Genomic DNA, 23302 nt, shown 5'->3' on the forward strand with positions numbered 1-23302 from the left:
CATCAATAGCTGACATAGACGTCAGCGAGCAGATCGGCGGGGGTGGGCATGGGCGCGGCCTTGGCCGCGCGCACCGCCCCCTCGATCGCGGCCGCGACCTCGCCCTCGATCGCATCGAGTGCGGCCGGTTCGAGCAGCCCGGCCTCGGTGACCTTGGTACGAAAGAGCTTGAGACAGTCGCGTTCGGCGCGGAGTTTCGCGACCTCGTCGGGCGCCCGATAGGTCATGCCGTCGCCCTCGAAATGGCCGTAATAGCGGGCGAGCTTGAGGTGGAGAAAGCTTGGCCCGTCCCCCGCCCGTGCCCGCGCGATCGCCTCCGCCGCGGCCTCGTGGACGGCGAAGAAATCATGGCCATCGACACGCACGCCCGGCATGCCAAACCCCTTGGCGCGGTCCAGCGGATCACCCGCGACCGACCAGGCGCTTGCTGTCGACTCGGCATAGCCATTATCCTCGAGGACGAAAATCACCGGCAACCGCCAGACCGAGGCGAGATTCATCGCCTCCGCCGTGGTGCCCTGGTTGGAGGCGCCATCGCCGCCGAAGGCGACGGCGACGGCTCCGGTTTTCAGGGTTTTGGCGCTCAACGCGGCGCCGCAAGCGAGCGGCGCGCCGCCGCCGACGATGCCATTGGCGCCGAGCATGCCCTTGTCGAGATCAGCGATGTGCATCGACCCGCCCTTGCCGGCGCAGAGCCCGGTTTTGCGGCCATAAATCTCCGCCATCATGGCCGTCACGTCGCATCCTTTGGCGATGCAATGGCCGTGGCCGCGATGGGTGGAGGCGATGCTGTCATGTTCGGTGAGATGAAGACAGACGCCGACCGCCGAGGCCTCCTCGCCGGCGTAGAGATGAACGAAACCAGGGATATCGCCGGTCGCGAATTCGGTGTGCACCCGCTCCTCGAACTGGCGGATGGTGCACATGCTGCGATAGGCGCGCACCAACTCATCGCGGCTCAACTGCATGTTTGGCTCTCCCGTGCCATGCACTCTGCCGGTGCATAATCAGGAAAGCTTCACATTCCTGCGCCGAAAACGCAAGCGCGCCGGTAAGGACACACGGCGATGTGCGCTCGTTCGAGCGCTCAAAAAGTCTGGGGTTCTGTCGTCAATAAAGCCCGCCCATCGCCTTGTCGGAATCGCTGGCGGCGGGCGGGGGTTGGGCGGCGGCGCTGGCCGCGGGCGCTGCGCCTTCGGCGGGTTGCGGCGTGCCGTTATCACCCGGCGGGGCGTTGGTCGCCGCCGGCGCGCCGGCACTCGTGGGCGCGGCGTTCGCTGTGCCATGCGGCAGGTCACCGAGCGCAAGCGAGGCGCCGGGTTCTTGGCCGTCCTTGAACGCGTCGGTCATGGTCTGGACGGCATCGTGCCACGATGCCAGCGTCACCCCGGGTGGCGCGACGAAGGGCAGCACCGGATGATCCTTGAGCGCGATCGCCATGAAATCATGCCAGATCGGTGCTGCCAGTTCGCCGCCGGTTTGGTTGCGGCCGAGATCGGCCGGCTGATCGAAACCGACCCAGACGACGGTGACGAGATCGGGGGTGAAGCCGGCGAACCAGGCATCGTCGTAATCCTGCGTGGTGCCGGTCTTGCCGGCGATTGGCCGCCCGAGATCCTTGCCGGCGCGGGTGCCGGTGCCGCGCTGGACCACGTCCTGCATCATGGTGACGACCTGAAAGACGCTTTGCGGGTCGGCGATCGCTGGGCGCTGGTCATCGAGGAGGGGCGGCTGGCCTGGGTCGGCGGCGCAGCTTTCGCAGCCGAGGCCGGGTGTGCGCCAGAGAACATGGCCGTCACGATCCTGGACGCTGTCGATCAGGCTCGGGATCACCGCCCGCCCGCCCGCGTCGAGCGAGGCATAGGCGCCGGCGAGGCGGAGCGCCGTGGTCTCGATCGCGCCGATCGCCGCCGGCAAGACGCGCGGCATGTCATCGACGATATGGAACGCCGCCGCGGTCTCCGCCACCGCCTTCATGCCGATCTGATTGGCAACCCGCAGCGTGACCAAGTTGCGCGAATGCTGCAGCGCCTCATGGAGCGGCATCGGGCCGTTGAAATCCATCTCGAAATTATTCGGCCGCCATTTTCCCTTGTCCCCGAGATCGACGACGAAGGGCGCATCGAGGAAGCGCTGGCTCGGCGAGATGCCCTGTTCCATCGCGGCGAGATAGACGAAGGGTTTGAAGGCGCTGCCGGGCTGGCGGTTGGCTTGGGTGGCGCGGTCGAACTGGCTGATCGCATGGCTCCAGCCGCCGACCAGGGCAAGGACGCGGCCGGTGCGCGGGTCGAGCGAGACGAGCGACCCCTCAACCTCGGGGATCTGGCGGAGCTGCAGCCGCGCCGTTTTCGTCGCCGGCGGCTCGATCATCACCACATCGCCGGGGGTGAAGAGATCGCGCAGCCGCTGCGGTGCCGGGCCGAGCGTGCCGGCCGGCGCGTTCGCGATCTTCGGGCGTGCCCAGGCGCAATCGGCGAGCAGGATCGTCCCGGTTTTCGGGGTGGCCGGCGCGTCCGATGCGGGCTCTAGCCAGCCGAGCCGCGCCGCGCCGTCGCTCTCTTCGATCACGATCGCAAGCCGCCAGCGCGGCAGCATGCCAGGCGGCGGCACGACGGCGGCGAGTTTGCCCGCCCAATCGCGGCCCAGCTCGGCGCTAGAGGCCGCGATATGGCTGACGGCGCCGCGCCAGCCGCCATGGGCGCGGTCATAGGCCATCAACCCGGCGCGAAGCGTGTCCTCGGCGGCGGCCTGGAGATGCGGATCGAGGCTCGCGCGCACCATCAGCCCGCCTTCGCTGGTGGTCTCGGCGCCGAAGCGCGAGATCAGCTCCCGCTTGACCTCATCGGCGAAATAGTCTCCGCCCGGGGTGAGATCGGGGTGGTGGTAGCCATGCGGCACCAGCGGCTCGGCCTGTGCCGCGTGGGCTTCGGCCAGCGACACGGCATGGGTTTCGGCCATGCGTTCAAGCACCCAGTCGCGCCGCGCCCGCGCCGCCTCGGGAAACCGGAAGGGGTTGTAATTATTCGGCGCTTTCGGCAGCGCCGCCAGCATCGCCGCCTCGGCCAGGGTCAGCTCATCGAGCGGCTTGTTGAAATAGGCCTCGGCGGCGGCGGCGACACCGTAGGATTGCTGGCCGAGATAGATTTCGTTGAGATAGAGTTCGAGCACCCGCTGCTTGCTGAGGCTCTGGTCGATGCGGAGGGCGAGGATCGCCTCGCGGATTTTGCGCCCGAGCGTCGGCTCGTTGCCGAGCAGCATGTTCTTGGCGAGCTGCTGGGTGATGGTGGAGGCGCCAATCGGCCGCCGCCCCTCATGGAGATGGCCGATATCGGTGACCGCCGCGCGCAGGATGGCGAGCGGATCGACGCCGCGATGGGTCCAGAAATTCTGGTCCTCGGCGGCGATGAAGGCCGCAGTCACGAGGGGCGGGATGGCGGTGAACGGGGTGTAGATGCGCCGTTCATTGGCGAGTTCGGCGAGCAGCGAGCCATCGCCCGCGAACACCCGGCTCATCACCGCCGGCTGGTAGTTTTTGAGCCCATTGATATCGGGGAGATCGGCGACATAGTGGCGATAGGCGCCATAGGCGACGATCACCGCGGCGAGCCCGGCCAACACGACAAGCCCGGCGAGCACGCCGACCAGCCGCCCGAGCCAGCGGGCGAGAAAGCGTCGCACGCCGCCCGCGTCAGGGCGCGGGGCGCGGGGCGGAGATGGCGCCGAAGCGGCGCCGAGCCGCTCGCGTGGGGGAGGGGGGTCGATGGCCATCGCCGCTATATAATCCCCTCGGCCGCTGAAAGCATCCCACCCGGCCCCAAGGAAGCGCTGATCGAAACGCTGATCTAAGCGCTGATCCGCGCTCTCTGTCGCGCGCTATCCGGCCGGGGCAGCGGTCAGCGCCGATGCGATGGAATTCCGCCATCGTTCCCGGCCTAAATCCACGCGGGCGTGACACGCAGCCATCGCCCGCCAAAGAGCGGGATCGCCTGGTGTTCGTCGACAGCGGTTAAGCGTGGCCGGCGGCCGGGATGGCGAGGCTTTCGCTGCCGGTGGCGCGGGCGACGGCGGCGAGCAGGCGCAGCGCCTCCGGCCCGCCGAGATCGCTAAGCCCGCCCTCTTCCATCTCCGCCGCCAGGATTTCGGCCTGGCTGGCGACGGTTTCGACGGCACGGCGCAGCGCCTCGCGCGAGAGGATCAGTTGCAGATCCTCCGATAACAGGTTCCAATCGCACAGCATGCCAAGCAGCCCTCGCTTTTGCCGTTTTGGCGTCTTCGGTTCGGCGCCGCGGAGGCGGACCGCCGGGATCGCGCCAATCTCGTCCGGGCGGGTTAATTCCGCGTTTGCGCCGGGCGGGAAATTTCGTAAAGCGCGATCGCGGCGGCGGCGCTGACATTGAGGCTCGCCATCGGCCCGGGCATCGGCAGGCCGGCGATTTCGTCGCAGGTTTCGCGGGTTAGGCGGCGAAGACCTTCGCCCTCACCGCCGAGCACCAGCGCGACCCGCCGCCCTGCAAGCGCCGGGCCAGAAAGCGCCGAGCCGCCGGCATCGAGCCCGACCACCCAAAACCCCTCCGCCTTGAGCGCGACCAGGGTGCGCGCGATGTTGACGGCGCGGAGCACCGGCACGGTTTCCAGCGCGCCAGCGGCGGCCTTGGCCATGGTTCCGGTCTCGCCTGGGGCATGGCGTTCCTGCACGATCACCCCGCAGGCGGCAAAGGCGGCGGCGGCGCGCAGGATCGCGCCGATATTGCGCGGATCGGCGACCTGATCGAGAACCAGGATCGGGCCGGGCCGCTCCAGCACCCGCGCGAGCGGTGGCGGCGTCAGCGGATCGGCGAGAAGGGCGACCCCCTGGTGCGCGGCATCGGGGCCGAGAAGCTGGTCGAGCCGGGCGCGCTCCACGCGCTCGGGCGCCAGCGGCCAGGGCGGCGGCAAACGCGCGGCGAGCGCAGCTTCGGCCTCCTCGGTGAGCAAAAGGCGGCGAAGGCGCCGTGCCGGGTTGGCGAGCGCCGCCGCGACCGCGTGCCGCCCTGAGAGCCAGACCGTGCCGTGCGTTGGCGCTTCGGGGCGCGGGGCGGGCGAACGCGCGGGGCGGAAGGCGCGCCCAGCGGGGGCCTGACCGGCCGGGCCGGGCCCTGCCTGCGCACCCCGGAAGGGGTGGGAATCGCGGTTTTTTCCCGGATGCGGGCGGTGCGGCGGTTTCATCGCGCCTCTATAGCTTTCCCCGCCCATGACGACAAATTCGTCTCGCGACAAATTCGTCCCAAACCTATCTGGCTTTATCTGGTGACAGGCTTACCCTCGCCAGCCGCCCGCGCCGCGGCCGCTTCGCCACAGTTGCAGGCGAAACGCCGCATAGGCGATCGCCGCGGCGATGATCACCACCGGCAGCAGGGTCATGGCGAGCCAGAAGGCGAAGGCGGCGAGCGCGAGGGTGCCGAGCACCAGCGCGACCAGGGCACCGGCGGCGGCGAGGCGGAAAAGCCACGGCGTTCGCCCGAATTCGGGGGCGCGCGGGCGGCGGAATTCCCCCTCCGGCGTCATGTCGAGGATAATGGTGCGGCGCGCTTTCATATCTCGAGCACGTGGTCGGTCGCCAAGGCTGCGTCAAGACCGTCGTTTCGTTATTCCCCGGGGTCTATTTCCCTCTCGCCGCGATCGTGGCAGTTTCCCGGCAAAGCACGGGAGAGATGACACATGGTGACGGGCGCAAGGCAGGCTTTGCCGGTCGATTTGACGGGGCTGCGGGTGGCGATTTCGGCCGCGGCGGGCGGGATCGGGCGGGTGATGGCGGATAGTTTCGCAGCCTGCGGGGCGCGCGTCTTCATCTCCGATATCGACGCGCAAGCCTTGGCGGCTTCCCCCCATGCCGGCCTGCGCGCCGATGCCGGCCGGCGCGAAGATGTCGAGGCGTTCATGGCGGCAGCCCTCGCGCATCTCGGCGGGCTCGATGTCTTGGTCAACAATGCCGGGATCGCCGGGCCAACCAAGCGGGTCGAAGACATCGCGCCCGAGGAGCTTTCGGAGACGCTGCGGGTTGATCTCGAAAGCTTTTTCCATTGCGCCCGCCTCGCCATTCCGGCGCTGCGCGAGGCCGGTGGCGGCGCGATCATCAATCTCAGCTCCGCCGCCGGGCGCTTCGGCTTTCCGCTCCGCGCCCCTTATGCGGCGGCGAAATGGGGGGTGGTCGGCTTCACCAAGACGCTGGCGATCGAACTCGGCCCGGACGGGATCCGCGCCAACGCCATCCTCCCCGGCCTCGTCGACGGGCCGCGCATCCGCGCCGTCATCAAGGCGAAGGCGGTCGCGGCCGGCATTTCCGAAAACGAGCAGACCGATCGCGCCGTTTCCACCACCAGTCTCCGCTGCTTCGTCACCCAGCAAGACATCGCCAACATGGCGCTCTATCTCGCAAGCCCCTTCGGCGCGACGATCAGCGGCCAGGCGCTGGCGATCGACGGCGATATTCAGATGCTGATCTGAGCGGCGGCCAGCCGGCGAGGAAAAACGAGAAAATCATCGCGGCGATGACGCCGATCGCGACCGTGAGCCCGATGCCATGCAACAGCGGCGTGCGGCAGAAGAGCAAGAGGCCGAAGGTCGAGAGCGTCATGACATGGCAGAGGAGGAGCGTGCGGAGGGTGCGCGCGCGCTCGTCGTCGCTGGGCTGGCGGCGGGCGAAAAAAAGCGCGTAATCGAGCCCGATCCCGACCATCAGCGGCAGCGCGACGATGTGAAACAGCGACAAAGCCTCGCCGAACCACCCGAGCAGCGCCACCGTCACGATGACCGCGCCGCAGAGCGGGGCGAGCACCCGCGGAAGCCGGCGCACGCCGCCGAGCCCGACGATCAGCGCCGCCAGCGCGCCGCCGGCGCCAAGACCGAGCCAGCGCCAGGCTTGCCCGGTATAGGTCGCGACCAGCGCCGTCATCGCGGCCGGAACGTCGAGAACATGCACGTCCGGGGCATCGGCGAAGGCGGCGCGAAACGCCGCCGGATCGGCGAGCCCGCTCGGCGCGATGACGCCGAACCAGCGCCCGCCATAGGCAAATAGCAAGGGTGCGAGCCGGGCGGCGAGAAGCGGCGGAGTGATCGTGGCGAGCGTGAGCGGCGGGTCTTCGCGGGCGGTCGCGGCATCGTCGAGAAAGGGTTTGAAAGCATCGGCGCGAAACCCGAGCCCCGCCGCTGCCCGCGTGACCCGCTCGGCGAGCAGGCTTGGCGGCGGGATCGCCCGCTGCCGGGCACGCTCGGTCGCGACACTGGGCAAGAGGCGGGCGGCGAGATTGACATCGGCGAGGCTGCCGCGCGCGATCAGGCCGTCAAGGCGCGGCAGCAAGGCTTCCTCGCGCGCCAGCACCGCCTCGGCGTCAGGCCCCTCGACCCAGGCGAGAACGGCGACTTCCGGCGCCCCCAATTCGGCGCGCAAAGCGCCGTCGAGATCGCCGGCCTCTTGCGGCACCGGGCTCAGCGCCCGGAGATCGCGCGTGAGCGGCGGCGGTGCCGCGAGCAGGGAAAACCCGGCGAGCGCGATCGGGACGAGCGTCCAGGCGCGATAGCGCCGCAGCCCCTCCCAGCGCGCGAGCCAGGGCGCCGGACGCTCGGCGGGCGCGATCGCCGCCGCAACCACCAGCGGCGCGAGGATCAAGCGCGTCGCGAGCGCCGCCGCGACCAGCCCGCTCGCAGCAAACAGACCGAGTTCGGCAAGGCCCGGAAACGCCGAAAACCCCATCCCGGCAAGCCCCGCGGCGGCGCCGGCGACGGTCACCGCGAGCGTGCGCCCAATCCGGCCGCTGGTCGCGGCAACCGCCTCGCCCGGGCGGCGATGGCCGATCCAGAGCACCGGATAATCGAGGCTGACACCGAGCATCGTCATCCCGAACCCGAAGGTCAGCGCATGCACGCGCCCGAAAACGAGCGTGGTCAGCGCCAAGGCCGCGGCGGTTGCGAACAAAACCGGGATCAGAACGGCGGCGAGCGCCAGCGGGTTTTTCAGCCATGCCGCGAGAATGGCGAGCACCAGGAGGCCAGACAGCACCGAGATGGTCTCGGCATCGCCGCGGATCGCGTGTTCGGCGGCAAGGGCGAAGACCGCCGGCCCGCCTTGCAGCAGCCGTGCTTGGCCGTGGGCGCTGGCCTGAAACGCCGCTGCGACCGCGCGCGCCGCACGGCGCTGGCCGGCGAGATCGACGCCGCTTGCGCGGGTGCGGGCGATGAGGAGGGCGCGATCACGCTCGGGCGCGAACCAGACCCCGTCGATCGTGCGCACCCGGCTCGGCCCCGCCCATAGCGCAAGCAGCGCCGGCGCCGCGCCGGTGGGATCGGCGAGGCCGAATGCGCTCGCGAGCGGGGCGGCGGAGGAGGCGAGAATATCGCGTAGTGCCACGAAATCGGCGTGGAGCGCGGCTTCGGTGAAGGCTTCCGGGCGTGTCGCGGGCGAGAGCAGATAGCGATGGCGAAACAAAAATTCCTGTTCGGCGCCGCCGGCGAGGTTATCGCCGTTCTGGACGAAGCGAAACTGCCCGGACGCGCCGAGCCGGGCTGCAAAATCGCGGCTGATCGCAGCGAGAGCGGCCGGCGGCGCCCCCTCGATCCCGAACAGAAGCAGGCTCGCGGCCGGCCCTTGCCGCACTTGGTCGAGCATGAAGCGGGTGTCTTCATTCCCGCCCTGGGGCAGGAAATCGGCGATGTCGGCACTGAGATCGGCCCGCGCCAGGGCGAGCACGACGAGGCCGATCGCGAGCGCCAGGGTCGCGAGAAGACGCCAGCGCGCGCCGGTCATGATGCGCCGGTCACGGCGTTGGCGTGATGCGCATGACACTGGCATCGCCATTGCTTTGCTCGAAGGCGACGAGGTCGGGCGTCGGCCCGCTGCCTTCGATGCGCGCGACACGCAGGAACCGCGCGACCGCGGGATCGCTCGGCACCAAGGTCAGGCGCCAATGCGCCCGATCGCCTTCGAGCCCGACGCTGTAATCGCGTTCGAGTGCCGCGAGATCGCCGGCCAACGTCGCTCGGATCGCCGTCACGATGCCGGCAATCGGCGGCGCCGCGGCAAGATCGATCTCGCGCGTCGGCTGGTCGCCGAGCGTGAGGCGAAGACGCTCGCCGCTCAGGGACAAACGCTCCGAATGCGGTGGGGCGGTGATTTTTTCGAGCTGGTCCGGCCGCCGCCAGGCGAGCGTGCCATGGGTCTCGATCGGTGCGGCGAGCGCGTGCAGGGTCTTGGTCTCAACGAATGTCGCATGCCGCTCGGGTACCGCGGCGAGGTCAGCCATCAGCCCCACGATGGTCAGCGGCGCGGTTTCCGCCCAGGCCGGCCGCGCGACCATCATCGCGAGCAGGAGGAGAGCGGCGAGGCCGCCCGGGGTTATCGGTGTTTTCCCAGATATCATGAAAATTGAACCAATTATAAGGGTATTCGCGACAGAGGGCGGCGAGACGCTCGGCATAGCGGGTCACATAGGGGCGCAGCGCCGCCCAAGGCTCGGCCGCGCCCGCCGCCTTCCCGGCGTGGTGCGGCGTGATCGTCGCGGCGAGGGGTTCGATATGCACGAGATAGCGCCGGCGCGCGAGACGAAGCGCGAAGCCGAGCAGCACCGGCGCGCCGGTGGCGGCGGCAAGGCGGAACGGGCCGAGCGGAAAGGCCGCCGGTGCGCCGAGAAAATCGGTCACCATCACCGCTTGCCCGGCGGCCGGGCGATCGGCGAGCAAGCCGACCACGCCGCCGCCGGCGAGGGTTTCGCGGAGCGCCAGCGCCAGCGCGATGCCATCGCCATCCGGCCCCGGGAGGGCGATCACGCTCGCGGCAAAACTCGGGTCGAGTTCCTCGAACAAAGCCGTCAGCGCGTCTTGCCCGTTGCGATGCATGACCATGCGGATCGCCGCCGGCGCGCCCGCCCCGGCGGCGAAACGCAGCATCTCGAAGCTGCCGAGATGGGCGCCGAGGAGCACCACGCCCTTTCCTGCCGCCGTCGCGGCGACGAGATGCTCGCGGCCCTCGACGCGAATATCGAACAGCGCCCGCCGGCCTTGCAGCAAGAAAAAGCGATCGAGGAGCGTTTCGGCGAAGGTGAGATAATGGCGGAATATGTCGCGTGTCCCAACCGGCCGGCGCCGCGCCGCGCCGGTCCCCGCCTCGCCGCCGAGGGCACGGGTGAGAAAGCGCCGCGATGCCTGCCGGCCGGCCGCGTCAAAGAGGAAAATGCTGAACGTGATCGGCCATAGCAGCAGCGCCCCGGCCCGCCAGCCGAGCCGCCGGCAGAGCCAGGCCATCAGCCGCAGCCGGCGCTGGCCGTCGCTGGCCGCGCGGGCTTGCCAGGCGGGCACCGCCGGCGCCTCCGTCATGGCATGAAGCGCGGCGCTGGGGCTGCAAGGCCGAGGCGGCCGCGCAGCACCTGCCCCGCCGCCCCCTGCGCGCTGACCGTGATGTGCCCGGAGTCGAGGTGGGCGAGGGTGTAGTCGATCCGCTCGCCGGGGCGCACCGGGCGGAGGAATTTGAGCCGCGTGATCCCGCCGATCGCGGCAATGGCGGCATCGGCGAGGATGAGATCGAGCAGCACCACCCCGGGCAGCAGCGGATCGCCGGGGAAATGCCCGGCGAAAGCGGGGTGGGTTGCGGAGATGGTCAGGGTTCCCGAAATCGGGGCGCAAGGGGCCATCGGCGCTTAGCCGCTGGTCGACGTTCCGGCGAGCGCGGCAAGGTGGGTCGCGTTCAGCTTGCCGAACTCGTTGCGCGGCAGCCGCGGCACGGGGATCACCCGGCGCGGCAGGAAAATCGGGTCGATTTCCCGCCGCAATGCCGCCAGGATCGCCGCCGGCTCGCGTCCTGGTGCGACAACGAAAGCGAGCAGGCGCGCGGTCGGTTCGGCGTCGAGATCGCCGGGGGCGACGAAAACCCCGTCCTCGACCCCTTCGATCGCGGTCAGGATGCGGGTGAGGGCGGCAAGGGAGGCGCGTTTGCCGCCGAGCTTGATGACGTCGCTGCGCCGGCCGAGGAGGCGAAACCGCCCCGGCGCGAGCAGTTCCAACGCATCCGCCAGCGCCACCGTCTCGGCGAACGGGGCGGCGACCGAAACCACGCCCTCGGCGTCGGCCGTCAAATGCAGGCCGGGATAGGCCTCCCAGATCTCGCCCGCCGTCGTTATCCGGCTCGCGATCGAGCCGGCTTCGGTCGCGCCGAAGATTTCCGCGACCCTGGTCTGCCAGCACGCTTCGGCGCGGGCGGCGAGGTCGGCGGCGAGCGGCGCGGTCGCCGAAATCACCAGGGCGAGCGGCGGCAGGGTCAGGCCGGCATCGAGCAAGGCGCGGAGCTGCAACGGCGTCGTGACCAGAAGGCGCGGCGCCGGCATCGCGGCGAGGGCGGCGGCGATGTCATGGGGGAAGAATGTCGGGCCGCACCAGCTCGTCACCGGACAATGAAGGGCGAGCAGAACCGTGGTCTCGAAGCCGTACATGTGTTGCGGCGGCACCGTCCCGACCAGGGAGACTGGCGCCTCGGCCGCGAGCCCGAAGCGCATCGCCGCGGCGTAGCTGCGGGCGTGAAGCGCGCCCCAGCGTTTGCGGTGAGCGACCGGCTCGCCGGTGCTGCCGGAGGTGAATACCGTCGCCGCCGGCATCGCGCCGGCGAATTCGGGGTTTGCCCACTCCCCCGCCGGGTTGGTGCTGGCGAGCAAAGCGCTGGGGTCGACCGTGATCGTCGGGCAGGGCGCGGCGCTCGCCGGGCGCTCGCTGAGGATCGCGGCGGTGCCGAGGCGGGCCGCGAGTTCGCGGACCCGGGCCGGGGAGCGGTCGCTCGACAAGGCGCTCTCACAGCCGGCGATCATCGCCGCGGCGAAGCCGAGCGCGAAGGAAAGCCGATCCTCGCAGAGATTGAGCACCATGCCCCCCGCCGGCAGCGCCGCTGCGAGCCGCGCTGCGGCGGCGAGAAAATCGCGGGCCGTGATCACTCCCTCCGCGCTTTGAAACAGCGCCGCGGTTTTTTTGCGTGCGACAAGCGCAAAGCGCGCGGGGAAGGGCTCCATTGCCGGGTTTATTTGGTGCGGGCGGCGCCGATATGGGCGGCGAGCGCGCGCAAGCTGGCGAAGATCCGACGATTGCGCTCATCGTCGGATTTCAGCTCGATGCCATAGTCGCGCGAGATCGCGAGCGCGAGTTCGAGGGCGTCGATCGAATCGAGGCCGAGCCCCTCGCCGAACAAAGGTGCCGTGGGATTGATCTCTTCGGGCTTGTTCTCGAGATGGAGAACCGTCACGATGAGCCGCGCGATCTCCGCCTCGAGCGCGAGGGCGCGGTCGGAGAGGGAATCGCCAGGCGGAATGCCCGCGGCTTGGGCGTCGTCGGCGGTCCGTGGCGCGGTCGCGATCGGTAGGATGTCAGGCTGGCTCATGGGTTCCCAGGGGCTGGAGCAACAAGGTTCATAGCGTTTCGGCATGATCTCATCCTCATATGTGAAGCTCACCGGCCGATTGTCCAGCCATGCCGATGCCGGCGGCGGGGAAGCGCCGGTTTTCGGCCCGGTCAGCTTCACCGTCGATCTCGAGGATCACGCCCCCCTGGCCGAGGGGCCGGCGCGGGTAAAAGCGCTGACCGAGAGCTTGCTCGAATTTTTCGCGGCCCACCGGATCAGCGCGACTTTTTTCATCACCGACGAGATTGCCCGCCGCGCGCCCCTGCTGGTGCGCGCCATCGCCGCGGGTGGGCATGAAATCGCCTCGCACGGCTATTGCCATGCCCGCTTGCAGGCGCTCGATCCGCAGGATTTCGCCGCCGGGATAACGGCGGCGAAGGCGCGGCTCGAGGATATCGGCGCGGTCGCGGTCGCCGGATTTCGCGCGCCGTTCTTTTCGCTCGTGCCGAGGACGGCGTGGGCGGTGGAGGGGCTGCTCGCGGCGGGTTTCGCCTATTCTTCGAGCGTCATCCCCGGCCCCGCTTGGATCGCTGGCTGGCCGGGGGCGCCGCGCGCGGCGTTTCGCTGGCCGGGCGGCTTGCTCGAATTGCCGGTGCCGGTCGCGCCGCTGGCCGGGCGGCTGCTGCCGGTGCTGGGCGGGATGTATCTCCGCGCCTTGCCGCTCCGCGATCTCCGGCGCCTCTGGCGGCGCCTCGCGGGGCAGACGCTCTGGACCTATTGTCATCCCTATGACATCGAAACCGAGATGAGGGGGCGGTTGCGCGGTCTCGGCGGTGTCGCAAGCCTGGTGCTCGGGCTCAACCGCGGGGCGACGCTACAGCGCTGGCGGCTGCTTGCCGCGGCGGCCGCGCCACCACTCGGGGTGCGCGCCGAAACCCTCGCCGCGGCGCCGTTTTTAGAGCAAGGTAGGTTTTGATTGAACCATCCTGTTCCATCAAAACCGGCCAACTTGCTCGCCAAAATAGCTGTAGAGCGTGATCGACTTAAACCGATCGCGCTCTAGACGGGAAAGGATTGCATGTCAGATAAAATCGCAGAAACGACGTTCCCGGGCGCCGCCGAACTCTTCTCGCTCGCCGGGCGCACGGCGCTGATCACCGGCGCCTCCGGCGGCCTCGGGCTCGCCTTCGCGCACATGCTCCACGGCGCCGGCGCCCATGTCATTCTCGCCGCCCGCAATGAGGCGCGGCTGGCCGCCGCGGCTGCCGCCCTCGGCGAGCGGGCCGAAGCCGCACGGCTCGACGTCACCGATGACGCCTCGATCGAGGCCTGCCTCGCCGGGCTCGCGGCGCGGGGGGTGGTCGCTGACATCATCGTCAACAATGCCGGCATCGCCACGCCTAAGCCCGCCATCGAGCAGAGCGCCGCCGATTGGGATGCGGTGGTCGCGGTCAATCTCCGCGGCGCGTTCCTGGTGGCGCGCGCCGCGGCGCGGCGGCTGATCACGGCCAAGCGGCCGGGATCGATCATCAACATCGCCTCGATCCTCGGGATCCGCGTCGGCTCCCATCTCGCATCCTACACCGCCGCCAAGGCCGGATTGCTGCACCTGACGCGGAGCCTCGCGGTCGAGTTCGCCCGCCACCAGATCCGCGTCAACGCGCTGGCGCCGGGGTATATCGAAACCGATATGAACTCCGCATTTTTCGCGACCGAAGCGGGGCAAGCGATGATCCGCCGCATCCCACAGCGCCGGCTCGGGACGCCGCGCGACCTCGCCGGCCCGCTGCTCCTGCTCGCCTCCGACGCCGGCGCGCACATGACCGGGGCGACGATCGTCGTCGATGGCGGGCACACGGTGAATAGCGTTTGATGTAAAAAATAAAACGTTCTTTTTTGGAAAAAAGAACCAAAAAACTTTTGTCCCGTTTGGTGGTGGGGCAGCGCCGCAGGGGCTCAGATCGTGGGCGCGTGGCGCGTCGGCACGGGGTCGAGATAGCGATCGAAGGCGGCGGCGACGGCGCGGAGAAATGGCCGCGCCGAGGCGGGCACGCTGAGATGGCGGCCGTCCCAGGCGATCAGGCCGATCGCCGCCAGTTCGGCGAGGGCCGGATGGGCGTCGTCGAGCGCATCCGCGGCCGCGCCGTGCGCTGCGCGTAGCGCGTCGAGATCGAGCCGCATCGTGCACATCACCTGCTCGATCGCGGCGCGGCGCAGCCGGTCATCGGCGTCGAGCGCGACCCCGCGCGCGACCGCCAAGCCCCCCGCCGCGATCGCCGCGCGATAGGCCGGCACGCGCGGCGCGTTCTGCGCATAACCCTGCGGCAGGCTGCTGATCGCCGAGGCGCCGAGGCCGATCAAGGCATCGGCGGCATCATCGGTGTAGCCTTGGAAATTCCGGCGCAGCTGACCGCTGGCGGCGGCCTGCGCGAGCCCGTCGCCGGGTTTGGCGAAATGGTCGAGACCGATCGCGAGATAGCCCGCGGCGAGGATTTCGGTCTCGGCGATTTCGCGAAGCAGAAACCGCGCCCGTGCATCCGGCAGCGACGCCTCCGGGATGAGCGCCTGATGCCGCTGCATCCACGGCACATGGGCATAGCCGAACACCGCGATGCGCTCTGGCGCGATGGTCAGCGCCTGGCGCAGGGTCGCGCGCAGCCCGTCCGCGGTCTGGTGCGGCAGACCATAGACCAGATCGAGATTGACCGAGCCGACCCCGATCCCGCGCAAGGCTTCGGCGCAGGCGGCGGTCGCGGCGAAGGATTGCTGGCGCCCAATGGTTTCCTGCACGTCGGGCGCGAAATCCTGCACCCCGAGGCTCACGCGCGTCACCCCCATGTCCCTGAGAGCCGCAAGACGGTCCGCCGGTAGCCGGCGCGGATCGATCTCGATCGCGATTTCGGCGTCGCGCGCGAGGTGGAAATGTCGGCGGATGCTCTCGCTGATCGCGCGTAACTCCGCCGCCGGCAAGATGCTCGGCGTGCCGCCCCCCCAATGGATCTGGCGGACCGTGAGCGGCTTGCCGATGGTTTGCGCGACCAGGGCGATCTCGTCGCGCAGCGCCGCGGCGTAGGTGCGGAGCGGCGCGTCAGTATTCACAGCACTGGTATGGCAGCCGCAAAAACGGCACAGCGTGCGGCAGAACGGAACATGGAGATAAAGCGAGAGCGACGCCGTCTCAGGAAGGGCGGCGAGCCATCCGGCGGCGGTCGCGGCGCCGACCGCGTCCGAGAAATGCGGCGCGGTGGGATAGCTCGTGTAGCGCGGCACCCGCCGGTCATAGCGGGCGATCAGGGCGTCGATGTCCATGACGGCAGCTTAGGGGATTTCAGCCTGTCCGCTTTGAGGCAGATCAAGCGACAATGAGGCATCGGGCGCCCTATTTCGCGCGCCGCGGCAGCGCCTCGAGCGCTTGCACGATGGCCGCCGTCACCTCGCTCCAATCCCCGGCCCGGCTTTGGCGAAAGAGCCGGAGCGAGGGATACCAGGGGCTGTCGCTACGATCGAGCAGCCAGCGCCAGTCAGACGGGGTCGGGAGCATCAGCCAAGCCGGCTTGCCCAGCGCGCCGGCGAGATGGCCGACCGAGGTATCGACGCATATCACGAGATCGAGATTGATGATCGCGGCGGCGGTTTCGGCGAAATTGGTCAGCGCCTCGGAGACATCGAGAAGGCCCGGCAGCACGTTCGGCGTCGCGCGGTCACGCGGCGGGAATTTCTGCTGCAACGAGACGAAGGCGACCCCCGCGACCTTGCCGAGCGGGGCGAGGTCGGCGAGCCGCATCGAGCGGCGGCGATCATTGGGGTGGGTCGTGCGCCCCGCCCAGGCGACGCCGACGCGCAAGGCCCCACGCGGCAGATCGCGCTCGAAACGGGTTTGCCAGGCGCGGATGAGGGGGGGATCGACGCTGAAATAAGGGATCGGCGCTGGGATCGTTGGAAGGTCGGTTGCGAAAATCCCGGGGAGACTCGACATCAGGCAAAAAACCTTATGCGGCGGAATCTGATCCCAGCGGGTATGGCAGGCGGCGACGCCGCGGATCGTGCGCAGCAGCGGCGCGATATCGGGGCTACAGCCCACCACCACCTCCCGGCAGCGCGCCGCGACCTCGGGGATATAGCGGCTGAATTGCAGCGTATCGCCATACCCCTGATCGCCGACGAGAAGGATGCGGTCGTCGGGCAAACGCATGCCGTTCCACGCCGGCGCCGCCATTTTCGGGAGCATCCCCTTGGCCTGTTCGAGCTGGTTGCGCCATTCATACTCCACCCAGCCCGGTTTCATCTCGCCGCGCGCGAGCAGGATCTGGCCGATCGCGAGATGCGCTTCGGGATGGGCGGGCTCTCTCGCGAGCGCGGCGAGAAAGGCATCGATCGCGGCGTCGCGCTCGCCGCGATCCATCAGCGCCTTGCCGAGATTGACCTGAAAGCGCGCAATCGCGGGTTGCAGACGCACCGCTTCGCGGGCGGCGGCAACGGCGTCGTCGAAACGATAGAGCAGGCGATAGAGGCCCGAGAGATTGGTATGCCAGGAGGCGACATTCGGCTGCTTGGCAAGCGCCCGCTCGATCAGCGAGGTCGCCCGCGCGAGATCGCCGCGATGGCCGAGAATGGCGCCGAGCAAGGCGAGCGCCGGCGGGTGGTCGGGCACCGCCTCCAGCACATCCTGGCAGATGCCGGCGGCTTCGCCGAGGCGTTTGGCGAGCATGGCCTGCTCGGCGCGTTGCAATTGCTCGAGAATGGCTTTGCTCCGCTCCGCCGTTGAGGCGGGCGGCGGCGGCTGCGCGGCGAGACCGGGCGGCGCCGGCACCGCGGGCGCGGCGGCGGCCGGCGGCGGCGCGGGAGGGGTGGCGACGGGCGTGGTCGGTGCGCTCATGGCCGAAGGATGCCAAGCTGCGCGGCCAAACAAAAGGGGGCAGCCGGCGGTTTCGCCGCGGGCGCGGCGTTTCGCCAAAAAGCCGCGTCAACCTGCGATCGCGGTCGGCGCGATCCGGCGCGAAACCGCGTTGGCGCAACCAGAGTCCGGCGCCGCGATCGCCGCCAGCACGGTGAAATGCTGGCGCGCGAGCGGGCGGTTGCCGAGGAGGATCACGAATTCCCAGTCGCCGGCGACCATTTCCCAGGGATCGGTAAAGGTGAAGCCGACATAATGCGGCCCGGCGCCAGGGGGAATGTCAAAGCGATCGACGCTGCCGGCGCGGCCATCGGGCCGGCGTAGCGGGGGGTGGGTCACGCGAATGGTGAGCGGCGCTGTCGCTGGCGCGGCGCGGTCGAAGATCACGCCGAAGCTCCGGCAGAGCTTAGCGGGAATGGTCTCGGTCGCCGCGACCAAGCGCGGCAGCCCGGTGCGATCGACGCCGCTCAGAGTCTGGTCGCCAAGGCCGGGCGGAAGGCTGCCGGTGACGGGGGCGGCACGGAAAATTCCGACGGCGAGGATACTGATCTCGGGCGTTTCGGCGTGGCTGGGCAGCGCTGCGACGAACACGCCGATCGCGAAGAGGAAAGCCAGCGGGATTTGACGGGGAAGGGTCGGACTTGTATAAACCGATCTGCAAATGCGAATAACTCTCATCATTACACGCAACAACGATACCAGAATGAGGCGACCCGAACGATGCGTTCCCTGTTCTTTTCCGCGATGGCCGTCGGCCTGTTCACCCTTGGCACTGGCGCGGCGCTCGCGGCTGACGATGTCGAAAGCCGTGACCTCGTGATCAAGGATCATGTCTTTTCTCCCGCCGAAATCACCGTCCCCGCCGGCAAGCGGGTGGCGATCCATATCAAGAACATGGACAAGACGGCAGAAGAGTTCGATTCTTCGGCGCTCAAGGTCGAAAAAGTGATCGCCGGCGGCGGCAGCGGCACCCTCTATCTCCGCCCGCTCGCGCCGGGACGCTATAAATTCGAGGGGGAATATCACGACAAGACCGCCCAAGGGGTCGTCATCGCGCAATAGCGCTGCCCAATCGTGGTTTGATATAACTCGGGAAAGCCAACTCATGGTCGCTGCGTTGCTGATCGTCTTTCGTGAGGTCATCGAGGCCGGGTTGATCGTCGGCATCGTGATGGCGGCGACCAAGGGGGTTCCCGGGCGCGGCCGGATGGTCGGGCTCGGCATCGCCGCGGGGGTCATGGGCGCCTGTCTCCTCGCGGCTGGCGCCGGTCGTCTCGGCGCTCTTTTCGCGGGCAGCGGCCAGGAGGTTTTTCAGGCCGCGGTGCTCGGCATCGCGACCCTGATGCTCGCCTGGCACACGATCTGGATGGCAAGCCACGGCCGCGCCATCGCCCACGAGATGCGCGCCCTCGGCGGCGCGGTGCGCGAGGGCAGCCGGCCACTCGTCGCGCTTGGCATCGTGGTTGCGATCGCGGTGCTGCGCGAAGGCTCGGAAGTGGTGCTGTTTCTTTACGGCATCGCGCTCTCAGGCGGCGTGTCGGGCTGGGGGATGGTGGTCGGCGGGGCGCTTGGCATCGTCGCTGGCGCCCTCGTCGCGGCGTTGCTTTATGGCGGCCTCATCGCGATCCCGGTCGGGCGCATGCTGTCGCTCACCGGCGCGCTGATCACGCTGATGGCCGCCGGCATGGCAGCGCAAGCGGTCGCGTTCTTGCAGCAGGCGGGGTTCGCCGATCTGCTGTCGGCGCCGGTGTGGAACTCGGCGGCGTTGCTCAGCGACGACTCCATCGCCGGCCGGCTCGCCCATAGCCTGGTCGGCTACACCGCCGAGCCCGACGGCTTGCAGCTTTTGGTGTACGCCGCGACCCTGGCGACGATCTCCGGTCTTGCGCGCGCGGTGCGGTCAGGGATGCGCCCGGCGCGTGCCGCGGCGGCGGAATAGAGCGGCGTTTTTTACCCTCTGGTAAGCATCATCGCGGCATGATCGCCCGCTTCCATGGGAACGGGCGTTATGGCGGAAAAATCTGCTGAACATCCTGCGACGCGCGAGGGCGGGCGGGGGGCCGCGGCGCTGATTGGCGGGCGCTATCAGGTCGATTTCGCCTCCCCGCTCGCCGGCGCCGGCGGCGGGATGATGGCGTTCGTCACACGCGATCAGCAAAACGCCGCGGCGGGGTTGATGGCGCTGCAGATCCGGCCGAGCGCGCCGGCCCGCGTCCATGCCATCGAACATCTCAGCAAAAGCGCCATCCCCGGGCTTTTGCTGCCGCTCGCGCACGGCGTCGCCCTCACACCGGAAGGCAGCGAAGCCGGCTTCGTCATCTGCGGCGCGCCGCCCGGCCCCTCGCTCGCCGCAAGCCCGCGGGTCTGGGGCGAGCGTGAGCTGCTGGAGTGCGTGCTGCGCCCGGCGGCGATGGGGCTCGATGCCCTGGCGACGCGCGGCGTCACCCATCGCGCCATTCGCCCCGATAATATCTTCCAGGGCAGCGCCGGCGAGCCGGTGACCCTCGGCGCCGCTTGGGCCGGCCCGCCGGGAAGCTTGCAGCCGGCGCTTTATGAACCGCCTTATGTCGCGATGTGCCATCCCGCCGGCCGCGGTGATGGCGTCATCGCTGACGATATCTATGCCCTCGGCGTCACCTTGCTCACGCTCGCGCTTGGGCGGACGCCGCTCGCCGGGCTGGATGACGCGGCGATCATCCGGCGCAAGCTCGATCTCGGCAGCTATGCCGCCCTGGTCGGCGAGGCGCGTCTGCCGGCGATGATCGCCGATCTGTTGCGTGGCATGCTGGCCGAGGATCCGATCCATCGCCCGCCGCCGCAGCTCTATCTCGACCCTTCGGCGGCGCGGGCGCGGAGACTGGCGGCGCGGCCCGGGCGGCGGGCGCAGCGTGCCTTGAAAATTGCCGACCAGCCGATCTGGGACGCGCGTTCGCTCGCCTATGCCCTCGCCCGCCGGCCCGAGGAGGCGGTGCACTTGGTGCGCAGCCACTATCTCGACCATTGGCTGCGCCGGAGCCTCGGCGATGCGGTGCTGGCCGGGCGGGCGGATGACGTCGTGCGCCAGCGGAGCGAATTTCCCCCCGAGGATTCCCGCGCCGACGCGACGATGACGATGCGCCTGATCGCCGTTCTCGATCCGCTGGCGCCGCTCTGCTGGCGTGGTGTTGCTCTCTGGCCCGACGGGCTCGGCGGCGTGCTCGCCGAGGGCATGCAGGAAAACAGCGAGCTGGCCGCCAAGATCGACGATCTCGTGGCCGCCGAGGCGGTCGCCGGCTGGGCCCTGATGCGCCCCGAACTCTGTGACGCAACGGCGCTCCGCCAGACCGCCCAGCATCACCGCATGTGGCAGCGCATCCGCGGCCTCGGCGGCGGCCTTGCGCGGATCGCCTATGCCCTCAACCCGCTGCAGCCCTGCGCCAGCCCGCTGCTCGCCGGCCGCTGGGTCGCGCGGCTCGCTGATCTCCTGCCGGCGCTGGAGGCGATTTCGCAGCAGCCCGAGCGCCGGCGCGGCGAGCCGGTGGACGGCCACATCGCCGCCTTCATCGCCGCCCATCAGGATGGCCGGCTCAGCGGCGATCTCGGCGCCTTCGCCGGCGATGCGGCGGGCGGCGAGCCGCAGCTCGCGAGCCTGCGCGCGCTGTCGCGGCTGCAGGCGGCGCATCCCGCGCCGCTTCCGGGCCTCGCCGCCTGGCTCGTCGAGCGCGCCGAACCGCTGACCGAGCGTTGGCACAACCGCGCCCGGCGCGCCGACGTTTTGGCGCAGCTCCGCCGCTTGGTCCAAGCCGGGCAATTGCTGCCCATGCTCGCCTTGTTTGACGACCGGAATACGCTGGCGACCGATGCCCAGGGGTTGAAACAGGCCCTTAGCGCGGTCGCCAAGATCGATGCCGAGCGCGCGGCACTGCGAACCGCGTCCGCCGAGCGCCGCCGTCACGCGACCCGTATCGGCCATGAGATCGCGGTCGGCAGCGGCATGCTCGCGCTGGCGTCGAGCGTCGGCTGGCTGGTGTTCGGATGAAGGCCGGCGCGGGCGGCGGCGCGGTGACGACGCGGCCGGCGGCAAAGCCGGGGCGGTCGCTGGTCTGGCTGCAGGGGCTCGCCTGCGGCGCGCTGGCGACGCTTGCGACACCGCTCGCGGTGCTGCTCGGCGTGCTGCTTTTGCCCGGGCTATGCGTCCTGCTGATCGACCGCATGCCGGGCAAGCCGGTCGCGCGCACCATGCTCCTCTGCGGCGCCGCGGCGAGCGTAACGCCGGCTTGGCGGCTCTGGGATCATGGCTTGACGATGGAGAACAGCCTCGACCTGCTTTCCGATGTCTTCACCCTTGGCCTGGCCTGGGCGGCAACCGCGGCGGGCTGGCTGGTGGCCGAAGTGGCGCCGGTTTTCGTGCATCTCCTCCTCGAAGGCACGAGCCGCCGGCGCGATGCGGAATTGCGCGCCGCCCGCGCACGCTACGAAGCGGAATGGGGCATCCCGCCCGCGGACGCCGACATGGCCGAGCCGTGAGGGCGCTCCCGAAACGGGAGGCGTCGCGCGGCGCCCGGACTCAGATCACCTTCTTCTTCCTCAGCGCCGCGATCTCGCTGGCATCGAGGCCGAGTTCGCCCAGCACCGCCTCAGTATGCTCGCCCATCTCCGGGGTTGCGCTCCGCAAGGCCCAATTGGTGCGCGACAGCGAGACCGCCTGACCGACGAGTTCCATCCGCCCGCGCTTGGGGTGCATCACAGGGGCGGCGATGCCGAGATGGCGGACTTGCGGGTCGGCGAAGACTTCGTCGATGCGATAGATCGGCCCGGCCGGCACGCCCGCCGCGTTCAGCGCCTCGATCCAGGCCGCTGCGGGCCGGGTCACGGTGATCGCCTCGATCGCCGCATTCATCTCGTCGCGATGGGCAAGGCGCGCCGCGCCGGTCGCGAATTTGGCGTCGGTCGCGAGATGCGGGGCGCCGAGCGCGTCGCAAAAGCGGCGATAGATCGCGTTGCCGGCCACCGCGATGTTGATATGCCCATCCGCGGTCTTGAAGACGCCGGTCGGCACCGTGGTCGGGTGATTGTTGCCGGCCTGGCCGGGCACGTCGCGCTCGATCAGCCAGCGCGCCGCCTGGAAATCGAGCATGGCGATTTGTGCTGCGAGCAGCGAGCTTTCGACATATTGGCCGATGCCCGATTCCTCGCGTTCGAGCAGCGCGATCAGGATGCCCATGGCGCAGAAGATCCCCGCCGTGAGATCGGCGACCGGGATGCCGACCCGCATCGGCCCCTCGCCCGGGCGGCCGGTGATCGACATCAGCCCGCCCATGCCCTGCGCGATCTGATCGAAGCCGGGCCGCTCGGCATAGGGACCGTCCTGGCCGAAGCCGGAAATGCTGGCATAGACGAGGCGCGGATTGACCTCGCGCAAGACCGGATAATCGATACCGAGGCGGCGCTTGACGTCGGGCCGGTAATTCTCGACCAAGACATCGGCGCGCGCGGCCAGGCGTTTGAGCAGCGCGACCCCCTCCGGCTGCTTGAGATCGAGGGTGATGGCGCGTTTGTTGCGGTGCAGATTTTGGAAATCCGCCCCCTCGCGCCCGCCGCCGAGCCCTTCCTCGGCGGCCGGGGCTTCGATCTTGATGACCTGCGCCCCCCAATCGGCGAGCTGGCGGACCGCGGTCGGGCCGGCGCGGACGCGGGAAAGGTCGAGAACGGTGAAACGGGCGAGGGGGAGGCTCATCGGGGCTCCGTCGGCTTTATCGGCGCTGGCGTCATGCGTGCGGGCGCGCGGGCAAGCTCGTCGCATCGCCGGTCCGAGGCTAGCCGCTTCCGCTCGCCGCCGCCAGGGTACCCGGCACGGCCGCGCCCTGCCGGCTGAGATCAAAAAATCGCGACAAATCGGGCAATAAAACAATCATTAGAGTTTAGTCCTTGAGCGTCGGGAGGGTAGGCGATAGAGACAGGCCTGCCTTGCGACGGGCATTGGCGGTCGGGAAGCGTTTTGTGGCATTATTGCCGCCGTGTCGGCGCGGCAAATGCCTAACGTGCGCGGCCTGCATATCCCTCTCTTGGGCCGGCAACGTGTG

At 69.5% G+C, this 23302-nt stretch carries 22 protein-coding genes; 7 read left to right on the plus strand and 15 right to left on the minus strand.

Annotated elements, in window-relative coordinates:
• Nucleotides 1-2 precede the first annotated feature (2 nt).
• From DEF76_RS06005 to DEF76_RS06025, 5 genes are all read right to left on the minus strand, one after another.
• Nucleotides 3-968: a thiamine pyrophosphate-dependent dehydrogenase E1 component subunit alpha gene (locus DEF76_RS06005; RefSeq protein ID WP_114911547.1), complete on the minus strand. Its 966-nt coding sequence runs from the start codon at nt 966-968 to the stop codon at nt 3-5.
• Nucleotides 969-1110: 142 nt separating this feature from the next.
• Nucleotides 1111-3768, minus strand: coding sequence for a penicillin-binding protein 1A (locus DEF76_RS06010; RefSeq protein WP_114911548.1), 2658 nt, complete (start codon nt 3766-3768; stop codon nt 1111-1113).
• Between the two features lie 238 nt (nt 3769-4006).
• Nucleotides 4007-4237, minus strand: a complete 231-nt coding sequence (locus DEF76_RS06015; protein ID WP_114911549.1) for a hypothetical protein — start codon at nt 4235-4237, stop codon at nt 4007-4009.
• A gap of 92 nt (nt 4238-4329) precedes the next feature.
• On the minus strand, nt 4330-5205 hold the full coding sequence (locus DEF76_RS06020) for a TrmH family RNA methyltransferase (protein WP_114911550.1): 876 nt from the start codon (nt 5203-5205) through the stop codon (nt 4330-4332).
• Between the two features lie 90 nt (nt 5206-5295).
• Nucleotides 5296-5574 (minus strand): hypothetical protein, encoded by a 279-nt coding sequence (locus DEF76_RS06025; protein ID WP_114911551.1) that lies wholly within the window; start codon nt 5572-5574, stop codon nt 5296-5298.
• Nucleotides 5575-5697: 123 nt separating this feature from the next.
• Here DEF76_RS06025 and DEF76_RS06030 point away from each other — a divergent pair, with 123 nt between their 5' ends.
• A complete protein-coding gene (locus DEF76_RS06030) occupies nt 5698-6483 on the plus strand; it encodes an SDR family oxidoreductase (RefSeq protein ID WP_240319123.1) in 786 nt (261 codons plus the stop codon).
• Here DEF76_RS06030 and DEF76_RS06035 read toward each other — a convergent pair.
• Genes DEF76_RS06035 through DEF76_RS06060 form a run of 6 tightly spaced genes read right to left on the minus strand, consistent with a single transcriptional unit; the run spans nt 6434 to nt 12385 of the window.
• Entirely contained in the window at nt 6434-8779 is a 2346-nt protein-coding gene (locus tag DEF76_RS06035) for an MMPL family transporter (RefSeq protein WP_162800503.1), read from the minus strand. The two genes, DEF76_RS06030 and DEF76_RS06035, sit on opposite strands and share 50 nt — an antisense overlap.
• Before the next feature lie 10 nt (nt 8780-8789).
• Nucleotides 8790-9275, minus strand: coding sequence for a LolA-related protein (locus tag DEF76_RS06040; protein WP_162800504.1), 486 nt, complete (start codon nt 9273-9275; stop codon nt 8790-8792).
• Nucleotides 9268-10344 carry an LpxL/LpxP family acyltransferase gene (locus DEF76_RS06045; protein WP_114911554.1) on the minus strand — a complete coding sequence of 359 codons (1077 nt, stop codon included), beginning with the start codon at nt 10342-10344 and terminating at the stop codon, nt 9268-9270. The genes DEF76_RS06040 and DEF76_RS06045 overlap by 8 nt, the downstream gene beginning before the upstream one ends.
• The gene (locus DEF76_RS06050) at nt 10341-10658 is read right to left on the minus strand and encodes a hotdog family protein (protein WP_114911555.1); all 318 of its coding nucleotides are present in this window, start codon (nt 10656-10658) and stop codon (nt 10341-10343) included. The genes DEF76_RS06045 and DEF76_RS06050 overlap by 4 nt, the downstream gene beginning before the upstream one ends.
• A 6-nt stretch (nt 10659-10664) precedes the next feature.
• Nucleotides 10665-12020: an AMP-binding protein gene (locus DEF76_RS06055; protein ID WP_114911556.1), complete on the minus strand. Its 1356-nt coding sequence runs from the start codon at nt 12018-12020 to the stop codon at nt 10665-10667.
• A gap of 8 nt (nt 12021-12028) precedes the next feature.
• Nucleotides 12029-12385 (minus strand): phosphopantetheine-binding protein, encoded by a 357-nt coding sequence (locus DEF76_RS06060; protein WP_114911557.1) that lies wholly within the window; start codon nt 12383-12385, stop codon nt 12029-12031.
• 43 nt (nt 12386-12428) lie between these two features.
• Between DEF76_RS06060 and DEF76_RS06065 the strand changes: the two genes are divergently transcribed.
• Nucleotides 12429-13322, plus strand: a complete 894-nt coding sequence (locus tag DEF76_RS06065; RefSeq protein WP_114911558.1) for a DUF3473 domain-containing protein — start codon at nt 12429-12431, stop codon at nt 13320-13322.
• Nucleotides 13323-13424: 102 nt separating this feature from the next.
• Nucleotides 13425-14219, plus strand: coding sequence for an SDR family NAD(P)-dependent oxidoreductase (locus DEF76_RS06070; protein WP_114911559.1), 795 nt, complete (start codon nt 13425-13427; stop codon nt 14217-14219).
• 83 nt (nt 14220-14302) lie between these two features.
• Here DEF76_RS06070 and hemN read toward each other — a convergent pair whose 3' ends face one another.
• From hemN to DEF76_RS19235, 3 genes are all read right to left on the minus strand, one after another.
• Entirely contained in the window at nt 14303-15655 is a 1353-nt protein-coding gene (gene hemN / locus DEF76_RS06075) for an oxygen-independent coproporphyrinogen III oxidase (RefSeq protein WP_114911560.1), read from the minus strand.
• Between the two features lie 70 nt (nt 15656-15725).
• Nucleotides 15726-17222 (minus strand): tetratricopeptide repeat protein, encoded by a 1497-nt coding sequence (locus DEF76_RS06080; protein ID WP_162800506.1) that lies wholly within the window; start codon nt 17220-17222, stop codon nt 15726-15728.
• An 87-nt stretch (nt 17223-17309) separates the two neighbouring features.
• Complete coding sequence (locus DEF76_RS19235; protein ID WP_205216120.1) at nt 17310-17831, minus strand: DUF3859 domain-containing protein; 522 nt, start codon at nt 17829-17831, stop codon at nt 17310-17312.
• A gap of 129 nt (nt 17832-17960) precedes the next feature.
• Between DEF76_RS19235 and DEF76_RS19240 the strand changes: the two genes are divergently transcribed.
• The 4 genes from DEF76_RS19240 (at nt 17961) to DEF76_RS06100 (ending at nt 21746) form a co-directional block, all read left to right on the plus strand.
• On the plus strand, nt 17961-18302 hold the full coding sequence (locus tag DEF76_RS19240) for a cupredoxin domain-containing protein (RefSeq protein WP_205216121.1): 342 nt from the start codon (nt 17961-17963) through the stop codon (nt 18300-18302).
• A gap of 43 nt (nt 18303-18345) precedes the next feature.
• A complete protein-coding gene (locus DEF76_RS06090; RefSeq protein WP_114911563.1) occupies nt 18346-19179 on the plus strand; it encodes an FTR1 family iron permease in 834 nt (277 codons plus the stop codon).
• Nucleotides 19180-19248: 69 nt separating this feature from the next.
• Complete coding sequence (locus DEF76_RS06095; RefSeq protein ID WP_114911564.1) at nt 19249-21258, plus strand: serine/threonine-protein kinase; 2010 nt, start codon at nt 19249-19251, stop codon at nt 21256-21258.
• The gene (locus DEF76_RS06100) at nt 21255-21746 is read left to right on the plus strand and encodes a hypothetical protein (protein WP_114911565.1); all 492 of its coding nucleotides are present in this window, start codon (nt 21255-21257) and stop codon (nt 21744-21746) included. The genes DEF76_RS06095 and DEF76_RS06100 overlap by 4 nt, the downstream gene beginning before the upstream one ends.
• Before the next feature lie 40 nt (nt 21747-21786).
• Here the strand turns inward: DEF76_RS06100 and DEF76_RS06105 are convergent, their stop codons facing one another.
• The gene (locus tag DEF76_RS06105) at nt 21787-22956 is read right to left on the minus strand and encodes a CaiB/BaiF CoA transferase family protein (protein WP_114911566.1); all 1170 of its coding nucleotides are present in this window, start codon (nt 22954-22956) and stop codon (nt 21787-21789) included.
• Nucleotides 22957-23302: the final 346 nt, after the last annotated feature.

Source organism: Acidibrevibacterium fodinaquatile (assembly GCF_003352165.1).
Taxonomy (GTDB): Bacteria; Pseudomonadota; Alphaproteobacteria; order Acetobacterales; family Acetobacteraceae; genus Acidibrevibacterium; species Acidibrevibacterium fodinaquatile.

Excerpts from the sequence above, each read along its gene's own strand:
- DEF76_RS06040 (WP_162800504.1), bottom strand. The coding sequence starts at position 9,275 with ATGGCTGACCTCGCCGCGGTACCCGAGCGGCATGCGACATTCGTTGAG.
- DEF76_RS06005 (WP_114911547.1), bottom strand. The coding sequence starts at position 968 with ATGCAGTTGAGCCGCGATGAGTTGGTGCGCGCCTATCGCAGCATGTGC.
- DEF76_RS19240 (WP_205216121.1), top strand. The coding sequence starts at position 17,961 with ATGCGTTCCCTGTTCTTTTCCGCGATGGCCGTCGGCCTGTTCACCCTT.
- DEF76_RS06065 (WP_114911558.1), top strand. The coding sequence starts at position 12,429 with ATGATCTCATCCTCATATGTGAAGCTCACCGGCCGATTGTCCAGCCAT.
- DEF76_RS06015 (WP_114911549.1), bottom strand. The coding sequence starts at position 4,237 with ATGCTGTGCGATTGGAACCTGTTATCGGAGGATCTGCAACTGATCCTC.
- hemN (WP_114911560.1), bottom strand. The coding sequence starts at position 15,655 with ATGGACATCGACGCCCTGATCGCCCGCTATGACCGGCGGGTGCCGCGC.
- DEF76_RS06050 (WP_114911555.1), bottom strand. The coding sequence starts at position 10,658 with ATGGCCCCTTGCGCCCCGATTTCGGGAACCCTGACCATCTCCGCAACC.
- DEF76_RS06025 (WP_114911551.1), bottom strand. The coding sequence starts at position 5,574 with ATGAAAGCGCGCCGCACCATTATCCTCGACATGACGCCGGAGGGGGAA.
- DEF76_RS06055 (WP_114911556.1), bottom strand. The coding sequence starts at position 12,020 with ATGGAGCCCTTCCCCGCGCGCTTTGCGCTTGTCGCACGCAAAAAAACC.
- DEF76_RS06095 (WP_114911564.1), top strand. The coding sequence starts at position 19,249 with ATGGCGGAAAAATCTGCTGAACATCCTGCGACGCGCGAGGGCGGGCGG.
- DEF76_RS06010 (WP_114911548.1), bottom strand. The coding sequence starts at position 3,768 with ATGGCCATCGACCCCCCTCCCCCACGCGAGCGGCTCGGCGCCGCTTCG.
- DEF76_RS06020 (WP_114911550.1), bottom strand. The coding sequence starts at position 5,205 with ATGAAACCGCCGCACCGCCCGCATCCGGGAAAAAACCGCGATTCCCAC.
- DEF76_RS06100 (WP_114911565.1), top strand. The coding sequence starts at position 21,255 with ATGAAGGCCGGCGCGGGCGGCGGCGCGGTGACGACGCGGCCGGCGGCA.
- DEF76_RS06030 (WP_240319123.1), top strand. The coding sequence starts at position 5,698 with ATGGTGACGGGCGCAAGGCAGGCTTTGCCGGTCGATTTGACGGGGCTG.
- DEF76_RS06070 (WP_114911559.1), top strand. The coding sequence starts at position 13,425 with ATGTCAGATAAAATCGCAGAAACGACGTTCCCGGGCGCCGCCGAACTC.
- DEF76_RS06045 (WP_114911554.1), bottom strand. The coding sequence starts at position 10,344 with ATGACGGAGGCGCCGGCGGTGCCCGCCTGGCAAGCCCGCGCGGCCAGC.
- DEF76_RS06080 (WP_162800506.1), bottom strand. The coding sequence starts at position 17,222 with ATGAGCGCACCGACCACGCCCGTCGCCACCCCTCCCGCGCCGCCGCCG.
- DEF76_RS06090 (WP_114911563.1), top strand. The coding sequence starts at position 18,346 with ATGGTCGCTGCGTTGCTGATCGTCTTTCGTGAGGTCATCGAGGCCGGG.
- DEF76_RS06105 (WP_114911566.1), bottom strand. The coding sequence starts at position 22,956 with ATGAGCCTCCCCCTCGCCCGTTTCACCGTTCTCGACCTTTCCCGCGTC.
- DEF76_RS06060 (WP_114911557.1), bottom strand. The coding sequence starts at position 12,385 with ATGAGCCAGCCTGACATCCTACCGATCGCGACCGCGCCACGGACCGCC.
- DEF76_RS06035 (WP_162800503.1), bottom strand. The coding sequence starts at position 8,779 with ATGACCGGCGCGCGCTGGCGTCTTCTCGCGACCCTGGCGCTCGCGATC.